This is a genomic window from Ulvibacter antarcticus (assembly GCF_003688405.1).
GTDB lineage: Bacteria > Bacteroidota > Bacteroidia > Flavobacteriales > Flavobacteriaceae > Ulvibacter > Ulvibacter antarcticus.
This window is the reverse complement of the sequence record NZ_REFC01000014.1, coordinates 437,521-455,393: the sequence shown is the minus strand read 5'-3', so window position 1 is coordinate 455,393 and position 17,873 is coordinate 437,521. Positions and strand designations below refer to the sequence as shown.

Here is a 17,873-nt window from a genome sequence, read left to right as displayed (position 1 = left end):
TTTATTTTTGAAAGTGATTTAATAGGCTATTTCTTTATACAAACTTATAATTTTTGGCAATACTGAGGTAACAGAATACGAGGCTTCAATATGATGATAAAATTCGGATGCATCCTTCTTTCGCTTAGAGTCATTTGTAATGTAATCGATTATCCCGTTAGCAAGAGCATCATAATTGCCTGCATCAACCACTTTTCCATAACCATTAATCACCTTAGAGCAGTGCCCAACATCGGTGGTTACTACAGCCAGTTTACACATTCCATACTCGAGAAGAGCTACGGGCAAGCCTTCATTATCTGATGATAGTACACCAATAGAAGCTCGATTCATTAACTCCATCACATCTGCTCTTTCGCCAAGTAAATTTACGACAGAATTCAAATTGTTTTCTGAAATAAAATTCTTCAATTCTACCAGATAACTGCCTTCTTCTTTTCTGCCTACCAAGATTAACTTCCAATTGGGATGGCTTAAATGTACTTTATTAAAAGCTTTTAGTAGATTCAAATGATTCTTTGGTGCCTTTAAATTAGCAACACAAATAATTTCTTCCTTTCGATCATCAATAGCTGTAACTTGAGAAGGTTGTTGAACGAAATTTGGAATATATTCCACTTTTTTAGTACTCAAATGCTTTCTGCACCAAAGTGTCAATTCTTCATTTACGGTGAAAATCGCGCTAAAAAACAAGGAACAAAAATAAAGTGCGCGATTATCTTTCCTTTGCATCTTCACCCGGTTCCCTTGATGTTCATGCCAAATGACTTTTACACTTGGATATCGCAATTTTAAAAGAATCGCAAAGAAATATGAAGTAGTATGGGCATGGATGATGGTTATCTTATTCTCCTTTATATAATTCTTTAAATTAAGCAGTGCACCGTTATCGAAGGTCTTCTTCTTATTCAAAAACAAATAACCAACCGATGGACTCACGGTCTCTTTTAAAATACCTTCTTCTCTGGTGACACATAAATGAGAGCCTTCAATTTGTGTCGACAACGCATTGGCGTATCCTACTGCCATTCGTTCGGCACCTCCCGCGTTCAAAGAATCTATAAGTTGTAGCACTCTCATGGGTGAATCAATTTTTCAATTTCCGCTTCGAAAGAATCCAGAGTGTAGTTTTGTGACCAAGTTTTTGCTTTTGAACTCATACTACCCAGGTTTTGGGGATTTTTGATAAGTGAAACTAACTTGGCAGTATCAGTTTCTAAATCTACATCGATCAAGACTCCTCTTTCACCTTCTTCCAGCATCCAAGGCACACATGAAATTTTAGTCACGATTGGAATTACTCCCCAAAACATAGCTTCTGCTACCACTTTTGGCCATCCTTCAGATTTCGATGGTAATATCATAAAATCTGAGTTTGTGTATGCTTTCTCTACAGTTTCCGAAGTTTGATTTCCATGCAAGCTTATACGTTCAGACAGTTCATTTTCTGTAATATAAGCTTCCAATGCGGCTCTTTCGACTCCATCTCCATAAATATCTAAAAACACATCGAATCCCTTGTTTTTAATGGTTTCCACCAACTGAACTGCATATAATGGTCTCTTTCCAGGGGACAAACTACCTACAAATACAAATCTATATGGTGTTTGAAATGTTCTTAGCACGCTTTCTTTAATTTGACTTGCCTTATAAGTTGCAGTAAAAAAGGATTTAATGTTTTTAGTTTGCATTGGCCATTCTCCATAAACCAACACCTGCATATTTTTCGTTAAAAATGTATTGCTCAGCAACCATTTTTGGAGTTTGTAGCTCCATGGTTGTTCTGCCTTTGGATCCCAATTGCCCGCATATTTAGCAGTTTTTGTTTTCTTCGGAAAAACGATCTGAATAAAGCAACCTAATAATCCGATATTCCCCGGACAGCGCAAATGAATATGATCTGCCTTTCGCATGGCGTTAAAAATCCTCCATTTTACTAACGGAATCTTAATGATGGTTTTTAATACTTCAGAAGGAGATGTTAGTGAAATTGCCGGTATGTGTTGTAATGTAACATTCGTCTGAAGGTAAGGAAGATCTATTTTTGAAGGTGCTTCCGAAGAGAAAGGCGCTACCACCAATACTTCATCCACATGCTTACACCAAAGGTTCATTTCGCGAACATAAGGTCCATAAGAATAGACTTTACCCTCCTTTTTCATATGCTCGGCATGTGTTATTATTACAAACTTCACTCGATTCGGGGTTTATTGAATATTAGACTTAACCAGCCGGCAGTCCTACCCATGGCCTCAGTAAAGGCCTTTTTCTTCTCATTACTTGTGACGGCATTCAAAAATCGAATCAAAGTTAACAGAAAAGCAGTGGCATTCCATTTAATTCTAGCCTTAAATGAGGGTTTTGGATGTCGTACCCGCCAAACGTACCAGCCATTTCGCACCACCATTTTTCCATAAGAGTACTGATTTGGTCGTCCGGAAGCTTCATGAAAATGTGACAATTGAGCCGCTGTATTCACATACAATTCTCCCATTTTTGATAATCGTAAGGTAAAATCGGCATCTTCATAAAGCCCGTAACCTTCAAAATACTCCGAAAATTTATGCAGATCCAACACCTCTTTTTTATAGGAAGCAACACCTCCCATAAACTGTTCAACTTTATACGTCTTTCCGGATGGAGGCAAAAAACTAACGCTACGTCCATGTGCGAAATCGGGTAAATGTGCTGGTTTACGATCGGCATCGAGTCCTAATTTCTTCCGAAGTACAAAGCGGGATCCGTCTTTTCGAACCCAACCGTCGTATACAAATTGATCAATTTGGGTTCCTTCGGAAGGATTTAAAAGTCGCCAATCGACTTCATTGCTAATATATCCGCCCACTCCCAATGCATTAGGAAACACAGCGTATGTTTCAATTAAAGTCTTAAAATATGTCTGCGTCAAAACAATATCATCGTCGAGAAAACACACAATATCCATAGAATCGAGCACTTTTTCAATACCAAAATTCCGTTGTTTCGTAAGCCCTCGTTCTTCATCTGAAACCTTAAAATATTCAAGATTCTTAAAAGAATTTGCACCCAACATTCCCAATGTTTCATCGTTCGTCGAGCCATCCACGATAATAATCTGATCTGGATACAAAAGCTGTTCCTGTACCGACTTCAGAAGTTTCAGAAGTGGTTCGGGACGCATATAGGTACAGACTATAAGTGAAAATTTCATTTGTTATTCAAACTTTTTGCCCACTGCTGACTCGCATTCCAGGCCTTTTTCATCATTTTAATATACGCAAAGGGGTTTTTAATTTTCTGTCTGCGATAATATTTTAAAAACAATTGTAATTTATAACCTTTCAATTGTTCGGCAGTGGTGTGCTCCATCCTAAAACGCATGATGGTGGGAGCAGGTTTTGGCAATACAACCTCAGCTTCCCAAGGTTTTTTTATAGGCTTTCGGAAACCTCCAACAGCTGCTTTTAAATGCTTCAATTTTATATGTGGGTTATACAGAATATCAACACCTTGATTTCGTAACTGCATCCCGTATTCCATATCCTCGCCATAGCCAAATTCATATGCCATATTGTAAAAAGTGGCTCGCACAACTTCCGAAGATACCACACTGCAGCCAGAGCCAAACGACACCCACTGAATGACGTTTTTCTCGATTTCAATATCGTCGTCGCGAAGACAACTCAATGTCACCGCTTTTATCTGTGTTTGTTCAAGAAATCTAAAGACATCTGCCAACGTATTTTCTGGAAAGCGAATATCATCATCTGCCATAAAAATCCAATCTGAAGTACATTTTTTAATCGCTATATTTCTTGCATTACAAGCTCCTGCTTGGTGTGTAAACTCATGAATAATCTCAAACGGCCAAGTCTCGCTAGTAATATAATCCAGTTCTGATTTCGACTTAGAATCGGCATTTTGTTCTACGATAATGACTTTGGCAGGTAATATTGTTTGCTTTGCTAGGTCTTTAAGTACATCATATAAATACGTTTTTCGCCCCATGGTTGGAATGATCACGTCCATAGATTTCCCAATCGTTTTTTGGGAAGTAGATATGATATCGTTAGCCTGAATTTTTCCTGTACTGGTATTTTTTCTACTTCGGAAAAGATTCGCAATTAACGGAAAGAGTAGAAGTTTTCTCTCGTAAAGCAAATAGCTTAAAAAGGCCAGATAGATCCAAACCCCTTTATAATGTGATTTTATAAATTGAAACAACTGTTCGTTGGATGCAGTAGATGGTATAAATTTCTCTTCCGAAGGCATTTTAAGCAATTTCGGATTTGAATAGCAAAACAGTCCTGATTTTATCGCTTCTTTGGCAATCGAATTCAATGTGAGATCGAAACTCTTATTAAAAAATACTTTCTCATCCAACAAATTAAGCACCTCAGCATGAATTCCGCCCACGTCACTATGCATCAACCAGGTTGGATAATTCACTTCAAAATTTACTTTTAAGAAAGGTGAATCTTCTACGTATCCAATTTGCTTCGGAAGAAAGCTAGTCTTTGAAGCAGCATACGAAGCCATGATGCGTTTGTGATGAAAAATGCTATCGATAGCTGCCAGATTCAGAAATTCATATAATTCTGTATTACACCATAGTATCAATTCGTCTGGAAAGGTTCTAGCTAGAGCGAACAAGTCTGCACTCAGCCTTCCTTCCGAAGAAAAAGGGATGGTTTCTCCGCTTTCATCTAACAGCCTTAAAGGAGTATCGGTATGGTGAATAAGTAGCTTCAAGAAGTGAGCGTTTTATAATATTCGATATTCTTATCTACAATTATTTCCGAAGAAAAATGATCGACGATCCGTTTTCTTGCATTTATTCCAAATTCATTAGCAAGCTTCTCATCATTTAAGATCTTTAATATAGCCTCCGCCAATCCCTGATGATCGTCTGGAGACACCATGAGACCCGTTTTATCAGCGATCATTAACTCCTTTGCCCAACCAATATTGGAAGTCACCAAGGCCTTTTCCATTGCCATGGCTTCCAACCAACTCATAGGAAAAGCCTCAGCCCGACTTGGCAAAACAACTACTCCGGCTTTGGCGATTTCCTTCACCACATCTTCATATGGCATATGTTGTAAGTGTTTCACAGAAGATCGATATTTCTCATCCAGAAGTTCATTAAACAGCTCCAAGGTAGATCGTTTCTCGAAGATATCGACATTATCCTTTCCTATTAAGGTCAAGGTTGCATCTGGGTTCTCATTTTTAAGGATCTGAAATGCTTTCGCAAGATCCAACACGCCCTTTTTTCGAACAATAGTCCCAAAATACAAGATCGTATTCGCCTCCTTAGGAAGGTGCAACGGCTTAAATTTGTTAGTATCGATACCATTGTAAAGTGTTGTAATATTTGACTTTAATCCAAAAATTTCCGTGGTCATTTTTGCAGTGTAATCACTCACCGAAATAATGGCATCCGCATTTTTAAGAGCAGTAGCCTCAAACCAGCGATTTTTCTTCTTTTGCGATCGTCCTTCTAAATGACAAAAATAAGCATCTGTGCCGTGAAGTCTTATCACCAAAGGAATAGACAACTTCATAAAAGCTGTAATTCCGGTCCAATCTGCGGCTTCAATCGCGTCGATTTTCTCCTTTTTAGCTACTTTATTGATATAAGATGCAATATGTTTTCTATAACGTAACCATCCTAAAAATGGGTAATTGATGTGTTTTATTAGGTGAAAAGTAATTCCGCTTTCTTCAAAGACCAGATTAGTGTCCTGCCCGTAAATGAAAAGGCTAATTTTAATGTTCTTCTCCACAAGACCTTCTGCCAGATTTTTTATACTGGTACCAATCCCTGCAGCTCGGTTTACACTGGGATGGGGATACTCGGATGTGAGGAAGGCGAGGTGCATTATGTTTTATCTACTATTTGATCGATGCTGTTCCAAATTCGTTGGGATGCTTCTTGGGGAGGATGCAAATTAATCTTTTCGAACCATTGTTGTGCTCCTTTTAGTATTTCGGGCGTTCCGGATAACATTTTTTCTATTTTTTCAGAAATTTCATCAGTATTATTGAACCAAACAACCGCTTCGGGAGTTGGCATCGATCTAAAATGCACATATTTATAAATGGTATGTATATCTACTTGAATCGGTACCTCTTCCGGATTATAATTTATAAAAGCACAGGGTTTATTATGGCAGATATAATCGAATACCATCGAAGAGCCTACATTCACGACGAAGGCAGAATGATTAATTGTATTCGCCTGATGAGCAATATCTTCTTTTAAAGGTACGACCGTATTCCATGCTCCTCCTTTTTTCTCCCATTTTGGTGGAAGCTTATAAATTATATCTTTATACGTTTCTAAAACCAAATCGAAACGATCGGAAAAATCCACAGGACATCGCCTAAACAAAATACCTAAATTTCGTCCTTCAGCATTTAGTTTTCGAACGGCTAATGCCACGGCTTCCAAGTATTGAGGGTCGTGTGGGGAAGTTGTAATATCATCGCCCGAATAACAAATATACTCCTTGTCCTTAGGTAGTTTATTTTCAGTTAGAAATTCTGTTCTGGATACTAATGAATTCTTATTAAAATGTGGTTCAAACTGTGGCGTTCCGGTTATGTAAATTTGTTCTTCCTTGACATACGGGTAATAGGTAAGTAATTCCTGTTTCATATGCTCACTCCAAACAAAGTAATAATCGGTCTCAATCACCATCGTTGCCTTCGGAATATTATCCCAGGAAAATATAAAAGTTGCCGTTGGGATTCCCAAATCCTGCGCGGCAACTATAGGTGAAATTGCATTGACAGGGCGTTGATTCGTTGAAAAAACAATTTCCGGCTTATGCTGTTTTAGAGTAGCAACACAGTTTTTATAGTAGGCGGTTTTTCTTTCTGAATCTTTTATTTTTTCCCGTAGCTTATATAGATTTTCTCCTTTGTATTTCTGAATATATCTCCTAACCAGATAGTTTTTTAGCTTTTTTTTGAATGAATCTGAAGCCGGTTTGAAGGTGTATTTTTTGTAGATATCATCCTGAAACTGTTGTTCAAAAATTTGAAGTTCAATTTCTTTTCGAGCACGTTTATACAAATCCGTCTGAGCAGCCACTTTTCCGGAGAGTCTTACTTCTTGAAGTCCGAATTCTGTAAAATCAAAGGGAGTATTATTCCAATACGTAATATCCCATCCTTTTTCCGCACCTATTTTAGCAAAAGAAGTATAAACAAAATTCCGTAGGCCTACTCCATCGGGTACGACCAAAAATATTTTTTTAGATTCTATCACGGAATTGCTTTTGATTACTTAATTCCCACAAGGCCTCTTTTTTCAAAGCTTCTAAGAAAAGAGTTGCACTGTTCCCTTCTCCAAAAGATTCATCGGCTTGTTGTACTTTTAGTTGTTTGGCTTTCTCAATAGAAGAACAAATATCTTCAGTATTATAGGTACTGTGTATTATGTCGTCATGTAACGATCTGTTTTGTTGTCTGGTCCCGATGTTCACAGTTGGAATATGATAATAAGGAGCCTCACGAATTCCGGCGCTGCTATTACCAATCATAAAATCTGCTTTTTTCAGAAGCGTTAAAAAGTATTCAAATCTAATTGATGGAAAAATTCTAAAGCGTGAATTGCCCTTAAGTCTTTCATAAGCCTTAAAAATAAAGTCACTTCCGAGGTCATTATTAGGATAAATAATCACATAATTAGAATCGTCGGCTAATAAAGCATCTACAAAATTCGAGGCATGCTGTTCCATTTGCTCGTACTCTGTAGTCACCGGATGAAACATGGCTACATTATACCTATCAAAGGGAATTTCATAATATCGTTTCACTTCTAGAAGCTCAGGAAGATTACCTGAAAACATGATATCAACATCGGGCGATCCAATCTCATGTATTGACTCTGCCAGTTCTCCCATTTGTTCCAATCTTCTTGCTGCTGAGGCATTGGAAACAAAGTGTAAGTGACTTAGCTTACTTACGGAGTGACGTATCAATTCGTCTACGGTTCCTGAAATTTCACCACCTTCGATATGTGCAACTAAAATATTATTCAAAGCGCCTACAATTGCCCCTGCCAAGGTCTCTACTCTATCGCCGTGTACCACAATTAAATCCGGCTTTAACTCTCTTACATAGCTGGAAAAACCTTCGATGGTCTTTGCTAAATTGAGATCCATGGTACCTTGAGAAGTGTGATTATCGAAAGTATGAATTAATTTGAAACCGCTTTTTTCAATTTCCTTCACCGTATAACCATATTTCACCTGCAAGTGCATTCCAGTCGCGAAAATATGTGGTTCAAAATCAGGATCATTGTCCAGAATTTGAAGTAAGGATTTAATTTTTCCGAAATCAGCCCTGGTACCAGTAAGGAAGGTAATTTTTTTCATAAATCTACTTTACAATGTAGGATTTGATACTAGAAAAATGTAAACTATTATTTTTCAATATCGCTAAATTTTAATTGCTCATTATCTTCAATATCACTTGTTGCAATCTTTCCTAAAATATCATTAAAGTGCGTTGCCAAAATCTCGCCTGTTCCGGGTCGCTTAACCCAAATATTATCTTTTGTAAAAGTGTCTCCTGCTTTTATGCTAGCAATTGTACAAACACTCGCGAAAGCAAAATCGATGGTTACTTGCTCTTCCTTTGCTGGTTTTTTAGTTCCACCACGCATCTGCCAAATTTCATTACTCGCAACGATGAGCTCTTTACATTCCATTTCATCCATACTGCAAATAATATCAGGACCAGTGCGATTTTTATGATCTGTAAAATGCCGCTCTAAAATAGAAGCTCCTAAAGCAACAGCTCCGAGACATGCGTTATTATTTAATGTATGATCACTAAGCCCAAATACCTGCTTGGGAAAGGCTTGATGCAATTCTGTCATCGCACCATATCTCACTAAATTGATTGGGGTTGGATATAAATTGGTCGTATGAAGCAACGCCAACGGAGTTCCTCTTTCTTTAAATATTGCAACAGCTTTAGCGACACTTTCAATAGTGTTCATTCCTGTGCTTAAAATTACAGGTTTTCCGAAGTCGGCAATGTGTTCTAACAGCGGATAATTATTACATTCACCACTCCCTATTTTATAGGCAGCCACATTAAAACGTTCTAAACGTTCGGCGGCGGCTCTGGAAAAGGGGGTTGAAATAAAAATCATTCCGTTTTCTTCTACATAATCCTTTAGTGCTTTTTCGTCGACTTCATTCAAAGCACAGCGCTCCATGATCTCATAAATGGATACATCAGAATTTCCAGGTACTACCTTTTTCGCTGCAGCGCTCATTTCATCCTCAACAATATGTGTTTGATGTTTTACAACCTCAACACCAGCCCTTTTTGCAGCATCTACCATCTGTTTGGCTATTGCTAAAGAACCTTCATGATTTATTCCAATTTCAGCAATTACCAATGGTGGATAATCAATCCCTACCTTTCTTCCGGCTATACTAATTGAATGATTTTCCTGCATTTATAATAATGTATTGATTTTACTATTTCTAAGCTTGATATATTCGCTATTTCTTAATAAGATTATTGTAAATAAACGCCGCCTTTATAAGATCTTCCTCTACATCGATATCGATTTCTGCAAAAGGATGATTTACTATAAATGGCAGATTTTTTTTTCCTAGAATAACATTTTCGGAGATCAAACTTGCCTTTGTAATATATAAAAGTCCATTTTCAAAATACAATGGATCTAGATCCTGACTGCGTTGACCAAAGGTATAATTAAAGGGAACAAAATTGCCATTCGTAATCTTACCAAATTTCTGGTGATTTCGTGTAACCGTCATTGCGCTTTCAAAATCTCCAGCTTGAAATTGAGTGAAACACTCTTGCAATAGATTTTCGGGACGCAATGGATTTGTAACCTGTAATAAAATAACGTTAGCAACTTGCTCATCTATTTTAGAAATCACGTGGCTCAAAGACGTAACAGTTGGCTCATGATCTCCGCTCAAAACAGATGGTCTCTCTATTGCTATTGCGCCATGATCTTCTGCAACCTTTGCTATTTCAGAATCGTCTGTTGACACATAAACGGCATCAATAATAGCGTTATTCCTTTTTGCATATTCTATACTATATACAATAAGTTGCTTATTATTTAATAATGCTAAATTCTTCTTTGGAAACCTCTTTGAGCCGCCTCGCGCAGGAATTATCGCTATGTTTTTACCGCTTTCTACCAAGTGTTTTCGTGCTTTTTCGAATTTGATAAAGATAGATATTATCAGAGAAACAATACCTAAATTGCTAAATCAAAATTATTGTACTAGCCCTTAAAAGGACAGACTTCCATTAGATCTACTCGCAATTGTTTAATTTTTTCCAGTTCCACCAAACTTGGATGTTCCCGAAACAATACATCTATATCTGCTAATGTCATTTTTTTCTTCTGAATAGGCATTTGGTAGTATGGAATATCAACCGAAGCAAAATAATCCTTAAACTTAATCCCATCACCAAATAACTTATCTGAAAATGGGGTCCAAATGGCCGGTATCCCATATGCATGCGCCACAATTAATCCGTGAAGCGAGGAGGAAATTACGCGTTCACTTTGCAAGAAAAGATCTGTTGTTGCCTCAATATCGTCTGTCATTAAATCTATAATCAGAATGTCTTTCTCCGACTTGTATTGCTCCTCTAAAGCCTTGTAATCATTATAATGTGGCACTACCGCAAGTTTATATTTCTTTTCTAACTTCGGATTGTAATAATCTGGAAGTAAGAGAGCTGGATCTCCATACACCTCCGGGACATCATAACCTGAATCGAGCAAAAACTCTCTGGTGTAAGGACCTCGAACTGCTAGAAATGCAGCTCTTTTTACTGGATACTCTTTAGATATTATACCACTACCCCAAACGATACAATTAGAAGTAACATTTGCCAAAATACTTCCTATAGTCACATAAATAGGAGAAAAAAGGTTTTTGAGTTTCTTTTTTTTAGGATGTGCCCAAACCACTTTTTTTCCTGAGATCTTTTCTGCCAAATACTTCCCCATAAGGTCTCCATAATTCTCTTTGGACTTACCCATTAGCTTCTTTTCATTCCACCAGAATAACCTTATTTTTTTCTTCATAACGCTTACTTAAGGGTAGTTTTGAAATCCAACACGAACTCCAATGATTTAAAATCGGCTGCTATCTTGTAACTGTAATTATGATTTCTGTAAAGATACACTATCTTTGAAAGGACAATATCGTTTACCTCTTTGACAGTCATTTGAGCTTCCGTATTTTTCTTCAGTATCTTTTTAAGCTTTGTTTTTATATCTGTATTTGATCTGGTTTCAGAAATATTAATTTTTATTATTTCATTCTGAAAGTGATGTAGTTGCACTTCAAAAAAGTGAATAACCTTAGCATGAGTGGTATCCAGGTTGATTTCTACGGAAGGTTTTTCCAATACAACTCCTTCCGAAGCCATTATAAGCTTACCCCAATCTTTTTGAGAGGTGGGAACAATGGTTTTATTATCGCTATGATAATTAAAATGCTCCTTATTAATACGTTTTATATTAAAAATGCGTGGAATCGTGCTAATTTCAGCATCGTTATACGAATTATAGATTCTATGCCAGATATGCTTGAAATAAGGCTCTTCACGATTTGTAAATTTTATTCCTGAAAACTCCAAACGTTGAAATACATCGACATCTTCAGAACCATAAAAATGAAAGAACTCATCGAATCCATGTACCGCTTCGAATGCTTTTTTGGGCGCCAAGATCATTCCGTTGACATCCCCGAAATGTTTTAGCGAGATTGAAGCAAATTCAGTTTCCGGCTTCAGTTTTGCAGATTCTTCCCTATCAATATAGCCTAGTTTAAAAAGAAAGGCTTGATCGGGAGCTGCAATATTTCCGAAGAGCTCCACCGTTTTAGGATGAAATATAATATCGACGTCCGCGATAAAAATATATTCGGAAGCCGCATGCTTTATTCCATAATTGAGCGCCTTGCTTTTATTCCAGAGCAATCCGGGATGTGCCACGTAATGATACGTTGCGAACTTAAAAGTTTCGACTACTTTTTTTACATCGCTCGCAAATTCATTATCACTGCCGTAATCGACAAAAACTACCTCAAAATTGGAATGCGTTTGCCGTTTCAAGGATTCCAAAGAAAGCATAACCCGTCGAGAATCCCGGTTACGAAAGGCATACACAAATGTGGTTCTTGCACTCATCAATCGGATTTAATTATATGTGCAGAATTGTATTTTCAGCTATCTGCTATCGTTTGTCGAATCTAAAAAGCCGCTGTCCTTTCCAAACATTCAAAAAAGACCAGTTCATTTTTAAATCACGTGCAATTTTTTCAATATCATCTACGCTAAGGTCGCTAATCCAACCTGAAATTCTTCTGTTTTTCACATTTGAAAAATGATCTGTTACTGCATAAGAAAGCAATATTGATTTCGAGTATTTATTACAGTGTGAAATTAAATGATTCACATCTTTTACATATTCTAACACGCCACTAAAGACAATAAAATCGACTTCTGGTAGCTCCGGAAGTTCTTTGTTAAGATCAATGACGAGCGTTTCATCATCTCGTTTTATAATATCGGAATTATAATACTCACAATTCTCGGGCAAGTTTTTTTTCAAAATCAAACGGCGAGGCCCAAACTCCAATACTTTAGAGTTGGGAGTAATTTGCTGTGCCAACAAAATAGTGCGTTCATCCCAAGTTTCATCTAGGGTGTCGGTTTTGCTCCATCGTTTATAATCTGAAATCCCAAAAATCTTCAGAAGAGACACATATAAGCTCCGCCTTGTTTTTTGAATAATAGATCTAAGTTTATTAAGTATTTTTGACAGCATAGTTTGGTTAGTTTGGAATTGATTTGGTTCAAAATCAATATAATTTAGGGCAATTATAATTTTTTTCGAAGTTAAACTTTTTATTGTAATTCCCTAACCCAACTTTAAATCACTTTTACACAGGTGGATATTCTTGAGTTTCTTCCAAAACCGCCTTAAAATAATCCAACGAAAGATACTTCTCGAGATCCGGACGATTTAAACGAACTTTTTCACTTCCCAGTTTCCATTGATTATAAAGATTTTTTAGTGTTGCCGCAATCTTTTCGATCTCATCAAAGTCAAATTTATATGGGTAATCATTTCCAAGCAAACGTTTGCATTCACTATAATAAGGTCCCACTAATAAAATAGGTGCATCAGCGGTGATGCAATGGGGAAACTTTCCGGGAAGAAACGGGCTTATTTCAGATTTTGCTTCCAAAATAATATTGACGACGGCTAGTTGTTGCATTCGATATGTCTCTTCAAAAGCAACATAACCATTACTTACATACAACTGTGGCAACTCTTTCGATTGCTCCAACATATATTTAGTAAAAACAGACTCACCTCCTAAAAAGAGTAGTTTGGCATCAGAAATCGCCTCAGGAGTTTTCTTTAAAAAAAGTTCAAAAGCTTCTACCAAAGGTTTAGGGTCTCTTAAATCAAGTAGATTTCCTGCATGGAGCAAGTTAAAATTATCTTTGTTAAAATAATGAGGAAGATCAACGGCGTGCATCTCAAAGTTTACAATCTGATGCGGAATGATAAGAGATTTTCCTTCCATCGCCGGATAATAACTCTGTAACCATTCTTTCAATACCAAGCTTGGTAAAACAATGCGTTTGGCTTTTTGAGTCATTTTTAAAAAGAATCTCCGTTTTTCCCTATAGCCTCTCGGAATATAATTATAGGGTCTTGGATATAATTGCTGCGGATAGGGATCGTGAACACAGGAATACCATTTGTCGTGCCAAGCGGGTAGTGAGAGAACTGCTCTATGTGTACGGTAACTATTTCCTTTACTTAGTGTCCAGATCATTTGAAAATCTTTTGGACTATGCTTTTTTATTGCGTTTTCAATACTTTTACTATCATTAAAAAACCCAAACGAGAAACCTAAAACTCTATCAACCCGCTCTCCAATTTGTATTTTAAACCATCTGAACAATAGGCGTTGAATCCTTCCAAGGATAAAAAATATTGAAGCTTTTCTTTCCTCTGCAGCAATGCATTCTATCCCGTTTATCTTAATATCTTTTCTCGTATAATGCAAACACGTTACTTCATATCCCAACTGTCTCAAACTGTTGATCATAGCCATGTTTACCTTTGTTCCACTACTGTCGTTGACATCTATTGATTCAACTACAGCCAGAATTTTTGGTTTTGTTGCAGACATAGATTTAGATATTATTTTTTACTTTTTTTTTCATTCGATTGTATACTGACCAGATAGGATACATGGCAAACTTAAAATTGCTAAACAGCTGTTGTGATGTACCATGATTGCTCACTACTAATATTTTGTTTAACAGGGTCTTATCGCGAAATGTAATAGCAATACTCGATAAGTATTTGAGTAAATAATCTGAAAGTAAGCGTTTTTCAGCCAAATGCTTCGCTATTAAGTAAGTTGCTTCTTTCTTTGAATTTACCCGTTTTGGATTATGCTTTATAAACTCACCAGTATTGGATTCCTGGTGTTTTCTTCCGTAGAACAAGGTTTTATCTATGGATATCCCTTTAATATCTTCGGAAAGAATGCGTACATAACACTCCCATTCTTCGGCATACATAAGCGTTTCAGTAAAACGAACACCTTCAAAACACTTCTTCGACCACATAACAGCACAGGAATTGAATGGTATTGTATGATCAATCATTTTAGAAAGATCTTGCTGAAGGATCTCAAATTTTCCGAAGCTCTCTGTATCATCAAACTTATAATCAAAATCTCCATGAAATACCGTACGAACATAACGACAGTACTTATATTTATCCAATTTTAACTCATTCACACACAATTCCAGATTTTGAGGATGCACAATATCATCGTCGTCGAAAAAGATAATATAATCACCTGTAGCGCTATCTATTCCATAATTTCTACATCCCGGTAGGCCTTTTCCATAAGAGCTGGGACGCTTGGAAAAATTAAATCTTGAATCTTGTTCAAGGATAGGCGTAATAATTTCCAAAGTATTATCAGTACCTCCGTCGTCTATGATAATACATTCCCAATTTTTATAGGTCTGGTTTGTAATTGACTGCAAAGTTTCCACAATAAAGTGAGCCCTGTTGTAGGTCGCCATTACGATTGAAACTTTGTGTTGCAAATCCATTTTTTATTTAATTAATTCTACCACCATTGTTTCGAGTAAATTCATTTTAGATGGAATTACAGTACCATGCCTTTCTACATTCTTTAAATGTTCATCTGTGCTTTCACCGACCTTGCAGGAGCTAACATTTTTATAACCATATTGCAGTGCTAATCGCTCCAAACTCTTAAAATTGTGAATCATTTGATGCCCCCAAGCTTTAAAAAAGTTGTTTATGACATAGCAATAATGCGATTCCTTATTCTCCACTTTTTCTTTCACCGACTGTAAATAAGGGCTATGGTTCACTGTCCATTCGGTATATTCAGAATGCATGTCTGTTTGTGGATTTTCATATAGATTGAACAAAAAATCTAACGAAGGAGTTGCGATTCGCATAATTCCGCCTTTTTTTAGAATTCTTGCCCCTTCACTTAACATATTGATTTGTTGATCAGCAGTAAGGTGTTCAAAAAGGTGCTCTGAATAAATATAATCAAAGGTTTCACTTTCCATTGGAAAAATGTTTCCAGCGTCAAGAAAAGCAATGGATTCCTTACTTTGCAAATCGGTATTTAACCACCCTTCGTAAATATTAGCTCCACAACCTATTTGAAGTTTTTTAACTTTATGATTAGAAATGTAATTAGAAATAATTGTTTTCTGTGAATTCAATTTTTCGCGTGTCTTCTTTTTGGTACGGCCATCGCTATAAGCACCATACACCGAGAATTTTAATAAATTTTTAATCGTTTCTTTCATTTAAAAAGTTTTTTGAAAAATCTAAGAGGAGACAAAAGAAGTTTCCCAATCTTGGCATCCACAGTTATATCTTTATTTTTTACCGAAACCTGTAACATTTCATTTTGCCTTAGAAAGTTCGATATAGTAGCTTCATAATTCTCGATGTAAATATCTTTATGCTTCAGGTAAATATACTTCAGAATATCAAATCTCACTTTATTAGCTCTATTGGTTGTTGAATCACTTCGCTTTCTGTAAGTATACAAAGCTTCTGGAATTACAGTTGCAGATCCGCCATTTTTCAGCAAACGAATAAAAAACTCCCAGTCTTCAAATCCTTTACGCATACTTTCGTCATAGCCACCACAGGCTTCCCAATCTACCTTTCGAAACATTGAAGTCCCCAAAGCACAGTTCTTAAACATAAAATTAACTACAGTGCCGCCTTCCGGATTAAAAAGTTGTTGAGAGCCATCCTCATTAATTAGATTCGCCTGACAGGTCACCATTTTTACTTCGGAAGACTTTTGAAATTCCTTTAATGCCTTTTCACAAAAAGACGCTTCGAAATAATCATCGCTATCGAGCATTAATAGAAAATCTGCTGAAGCTGTCTCGACACCTGTATTTCTTGCAGAACTCTGTCCCTGATTGGTTTGTGTAATAAGCTTGGAGATTTTAGGTTCCAGTTTTTTTAACACTGCCTTCGTTTCCTCATTAGAACCATCATCCACAACGATTACCTCAACCTTGACATTTGTTTGTCCCAATGCCGAAGCCACCGCCTGCTCAATATACTTGGCATCGTTATAACAAGGAATGATTATAGAAACTTGTTTTTCCAAAGGCTATGGTTTCGAAATTTTATCTTTCACGGCTTTCACGGCTTCTAACCATTGTCGGCCGAACTTTTTATCTGGTTCCAAATGATTTCCTTCTGCCCATTCGTTCCATGATTTTATAACAACAAACTTCGGATTCTCTGGATTTTCTTTTAATTCATCAACGGCAATCTGCAGATGTTTTTGCCATGCTTTTGGGTCGGCATTTTTAAATATAAGTGATTTTTTTCCACTGCGAGCCGAGTTATCCCAATTTGGGAAGACACAGGATATGTATTTTTTGTTCGGAAACTTGATGTTTAGATGTGCTACTCCGTCGGCATAGTCGAATAGTAAAGGTTTTTTACGGACTCCTACTTTATTTGAAGTACTCACTGCCTTTTTAATGCGATTCTCTACTTTTCCCAACAAAGACTCTTTAGAAAACTGATTTTTATTGCCGTAGCGCATTTTCAGAAATACATCCAAACCAACTTGGCCATAAATCGCGTCGTTTTTTAAGATGGAATCATGATCGGCATTAACCGTAGCCACAAAATAGATTCCGTCGAAGCCTGCTTTTTTAGCAAGAGCATTAAAGGTGTTAGTAAAAACCTCAAGATCCGGGATATCCCCAATTCTGTAGATATGAAACATAGGCATATTAGCTACCTTGATATAACGTGAATCCTGAAAAAATGGCAATAAATAATTGAAATAAGCCGTATAGCCCTCTTTACCTTCGTATTCCTGCTCGATTAAAACTTCCGGATTATCCAGTCCGTGCCAGATTCCTTTCCAGGTTTCATTTGCCCAACAAAAACAAAATGGCAGATCGGGCGATTTACTTTTTAGCATCTCTTCGGAAGGGCGTTGCAACAACATCTTCTTACTGGAGAACCAATACTGATAATAGATAAAACCATCGACGCCGTACTCTTTGGCAAGTGTCGCCTGCTGCTCGCGTACTTCGGGGACCCGTAGATCGTAAAAGCCCAATTCGGACGGCAAAATAGGCTGGTAATGCCCTTTAAACAGAGGTTTCGCTTTGGTGACATTTGCCCATTCGGTAAATCCTTTGCCCCACCATTTATCATTCTCCGGAATGGGATGAAACTGTGGAAGGTAATAGGCAAGAAATTGTATGTCCTTTTGCGCCAT

General features: G+C 37.0%; 17 protein-coding genes. All 17 read right to left on the bottom strand.

The window, feature by feature from the left end; all coding sequences use genetic code 11:
- Positions 1–18 precede the first annotated feature (18 nt).
- Positions 19–1,080, bottom strand: coding sequence for a glycosyltransferase (locus BXY75_RS13740; protein WP_121908332.1), 1,062 nt, complete (start codon positions 1,078–1,080; stop codon positions 19–21).
- Positions 1,077–2,195 (bottom strand): glycosyltransferase family 4 protein, encoded by a 1,119-nt coding sequence (locus BXY75_RS13735; RefSeq protein WP_121908331.1) that lies wholly within the window; start codon positions 2,193–2,195, stop codon positions 1,077–1,079. Before BXY75_RS13735 ends, BXY75_RS13740 begins: the two co-directional genes overlap by 4 nt.
- Positions 2,192–3,190 (bottom strand): glycosyltransferase family 2 protein, encoded by a 999-nt coding sequence (locus BXY75_RS13730; protein ID WP_121908330.1) that lies wholly within the window; start codon positions 3,188–3,190, stop codon positions 2,192–2,194. Before BXY75_RS13730 ends, BXY75_RS13735 begins: the two co-directional genes overlap by 4 nt.
- Positions 3,187–4,731: a glycosyltransferase family 2 protein gene (locus tag BXY75_RS13725; protein WP_121908329.1), complete on the bottom strand. Its 1,545-nt coding sequence runs from the start codon at positions 4,729–4,731 to the stop codon at positions 3,187–3,189. The genes BXY75_RS13730 and BXY75_RS13725 overlap by 4 nt, the downstream gene beginning before the upstream one ends.
- A complete protein-coding gene (locus BXY75_RS13720; RefSeq protein WP_121908328.1) occupies positions 4,728–5,864 on the bottom strand; it encodes a glycosyltransferase family 4 protein in 1,137 nt (378 codons plus the stop codon). The genes BXY75_RS13725 and BXY75_RS13720 overlap by 4 nt, the downstream gene beginning before the upstream one ends.
- The gene (locus tag BXY75_RS13715; RefSeq protein ID WP_317125255.1) at positions 5,864–7,258 is read right to left on the bottom strand and encodes a glycosyltransferase family protein; all 1,395 of its coding nucleotides are present in this window, start codon (positions 7,256–7,258) and stop codon (positions 5,864–5,866) included. The genes BXY75_RS13720 and BXY75_RS13715 overlap by 1 nt, the downstream gene beginning before the upstream one ends.
- Positions 7,245–8,369 carry a UDP-N-acetylglucosamine 2-epimerase gene (neuC, locus tag BXY75_RS13710; RefSeq protein WP_121908327.1) on the bottom strand — a complete coding sequence of 375 codons (1,125 nt, stop codon included), beginning with the start codon at positions 8,367–8,369 and terminating at the stop codon, positions 7,245–7,247. The genes BXY75_RS13715 and neuC overlap by 14 nt, the downstream gene beginning before the upstream one ends.
- Positions 8,370–8,416: 47 nt before the next feature.
- A complete protein-coding gene (locus tag BXY75_RS13705) occupies positions 8,417–9,466 on the bottom strand; it encodes an N-acetylneuraminate synthase family protein (protein WP_121908326.1) in 1,050 nt (349 codons plus the stop codon).
- A 46-nt stretch (positions 9,467–9,512) separates the two neighbouring features.
- A complete protein-coding gene (locus tag BXY75_RS13700) occupies positions 9,513–10,193 on the bottom strand; it encodes an acylneuraminate cytidylyltransferase family protein (RefSeq protein WP_121908325.1) in 681 nt (226 codons plus the stop codon).
- 83 nt (positions 10,194–10,276) lie between these two features.
- Positions 10,277–11,092, bottom strand: coding sequence for a polysaccharide pyruvyl transferase family protein (locus tag BXY75_RS13695; protein WP_245962977.1), 816 nt, complete (start codon positions 11,090–11,092; stop codon positions 10,277–10,279).
- A gap of 5 nt (positions 11,093–11,097) precedes the next feature.
- Positions 11,098–12,201: a glycosyltransferase family 2 protein gene (locus BXY75_RS13690; RefSeq protein ID WP_121908324.1), complete on the bottom strand. Its 1,104-nt coding sequence runs from the start codon at positions 12,199–12,201 to the stop codon at positions 11,098–11,100.
- 46 nt (positions 12,202–12,247) lie between these two features.
- The gene (locus tag BXY75_RS13685) at positions 12,248–12,841 is read right to left on the bottom strand and encodes a methyltransferase domain-containing protein (protein ID WP_121908323.1); all 594 of its coding nucleotides are present in this window, start codon (positions 12,839–12,841) and stop codon (positions 12,248–12,250) included.
- Between the two features lie 115 nt (positions 12,842–12,956).
- Positions 12,957–14,225, bottom strand: coding sequence for a glycosyltransferase family protein (locus tag BXY75_RS13680; protein ID WP_121908322.1), 1,269 nt, complete (start codon positions 14,223–14,225; stop codon positions 12,957–12,959).
- Positions 14,226–14,229: 4 nt separating this feature from the next.
- Complete coding sequence (locus tag BXY75_RS13675; RefSeq protein ID WP_245962976.1) at positions 14,230–15,168, bottom strand: glycosyltransferase family 2 protein; 939 nt, start codon at positions 15,166–15,168, stop codon at positions 14,230–14,232.
- Between the two features lie 3 nt (positions 15,169–15,171).
- Entirely contained in the window at positions 15,172–15,909 is a 738-nt protein-coding gene (locus BXY75_RS13670) for a class I SAM-dependent methyltransferase (RefSeq protein ID WP_121908321.1), read from the bottom strand.
- Positions 15,906–16,736: a glycosyltransferase family 2 protein gene (locus tag BXY75_RS13665; RefSeq protein ID WP_121908320.1), complete on the bottom strand. Its 831-nt coding sequence runs from the start codon at positions 16,734–16,736 to the stop codon at positions 15,906–15,908. The genes BXY75_RS13670 and BXY75_RS13665 overlap by 4 nt, the downstream gene beginning before the upstream one ends.
- Before the next feature lie 3 nt (positions 16,737–16,739).
- Positions 16,740–17,873: a glycosyltransferase WbsX family protein gene (locus tag BXY75_RS13660; RefSeq protein WP_121908319.1), complete on the bottom strand. Its 1,134-nt coding sequence runs from the start codon at positions 17,871–17,873 to the stop codon at positions 16,740–16,742.

Excerpts from the sequence above, each read along its gene's own strand:
- BXY75_RS13720 (WP_121908328.1), bottom strand. The coding sequence starts at position 5,864 with ATGCACCTCGCCTTCCTCACATCCGAGTATCCCCATCCCAGTGTAAAC.
- BXY75_RS13685 (WP_121908323.1), bottom strand. The coding sequence starts at position 12,841 with ATGCTGTCAAAAATACTTAATAAACTTAGATCTATTATTCAAAAAACA.
- BXY75_RS13740 (WP_121908332.1), bottom strand. The coding sequence starts at position 1,080 with ATGAGAGTGCTACAACTTATAGATTCTTTGAACGCGGGAGGTGCCGAA.
- BXY75_RS13695 (WP_245962977.1), bottom strand. The coding sequence starts at position 11,092 with ATGAAGAAAAAAATAAGGTTATTCTGGTGGAATGAAAAGAAGCTAATG.
- BXY75_RS13690 (WP_121908324.1), bottom strand. The coding sequence starts at position 12,201 with ATGAGTGCAAGAACCACATTTGTGTATGCCTTTCGTAACCGGGATTCT.
- BXY75_RS13730 (WP_121908330.1), bottom strand. The coding sequence starts at position 3,190 with ATGAAATTTTCACTTATAGTCTGTACCTATATGCGTCCCGAACCACTT.
- neuC (WP_121908327.1), bottom strand. The coding sequence starts at position 8,369 with ATGAAAAAAATTACCTTCCTTACTGGTACCAGGGCTGATTTCGGAAAA.
- BXY75_RS13660 (WP_121908319.1), bottom strand. The coding sequence starts at position 17,873 with ATGGCGCAAAAGGACATACAATTTCTTGCCTATTACCTTCCACAGTTT.
- BXY75_RS13675 (WP_245962976.1), bottom strand. The coding sequence starts at position 15,168 with ATGGATTTGCAACACAAAGTTTCAATCGTAATGGCGACCTACAACAGG.
- BXY75_RS13680 (WP_121908322.1), bottom strand. The coding sequence starts at position 14,225 with ATGTCTGCAACAAAACCAAAAATTCTGGCTGTAGTTGAATCAATAGAT.
- BXY75_RS13705 (WP_121908326.1), bottom strand. The coding sequence starts at position 9,466 with ATGCAGGAAAATCATTCAATTAGTATAGCCGGAAGAAAGGTAGGGATT.
- BXY75_RS13670 (WP_121908321.1), bottom strand. The coding sequence starts at position 15,909 with ATGAAAGAAACGATTAAAAATTTATTAAAATTCTCGGTGTATGGTGCT.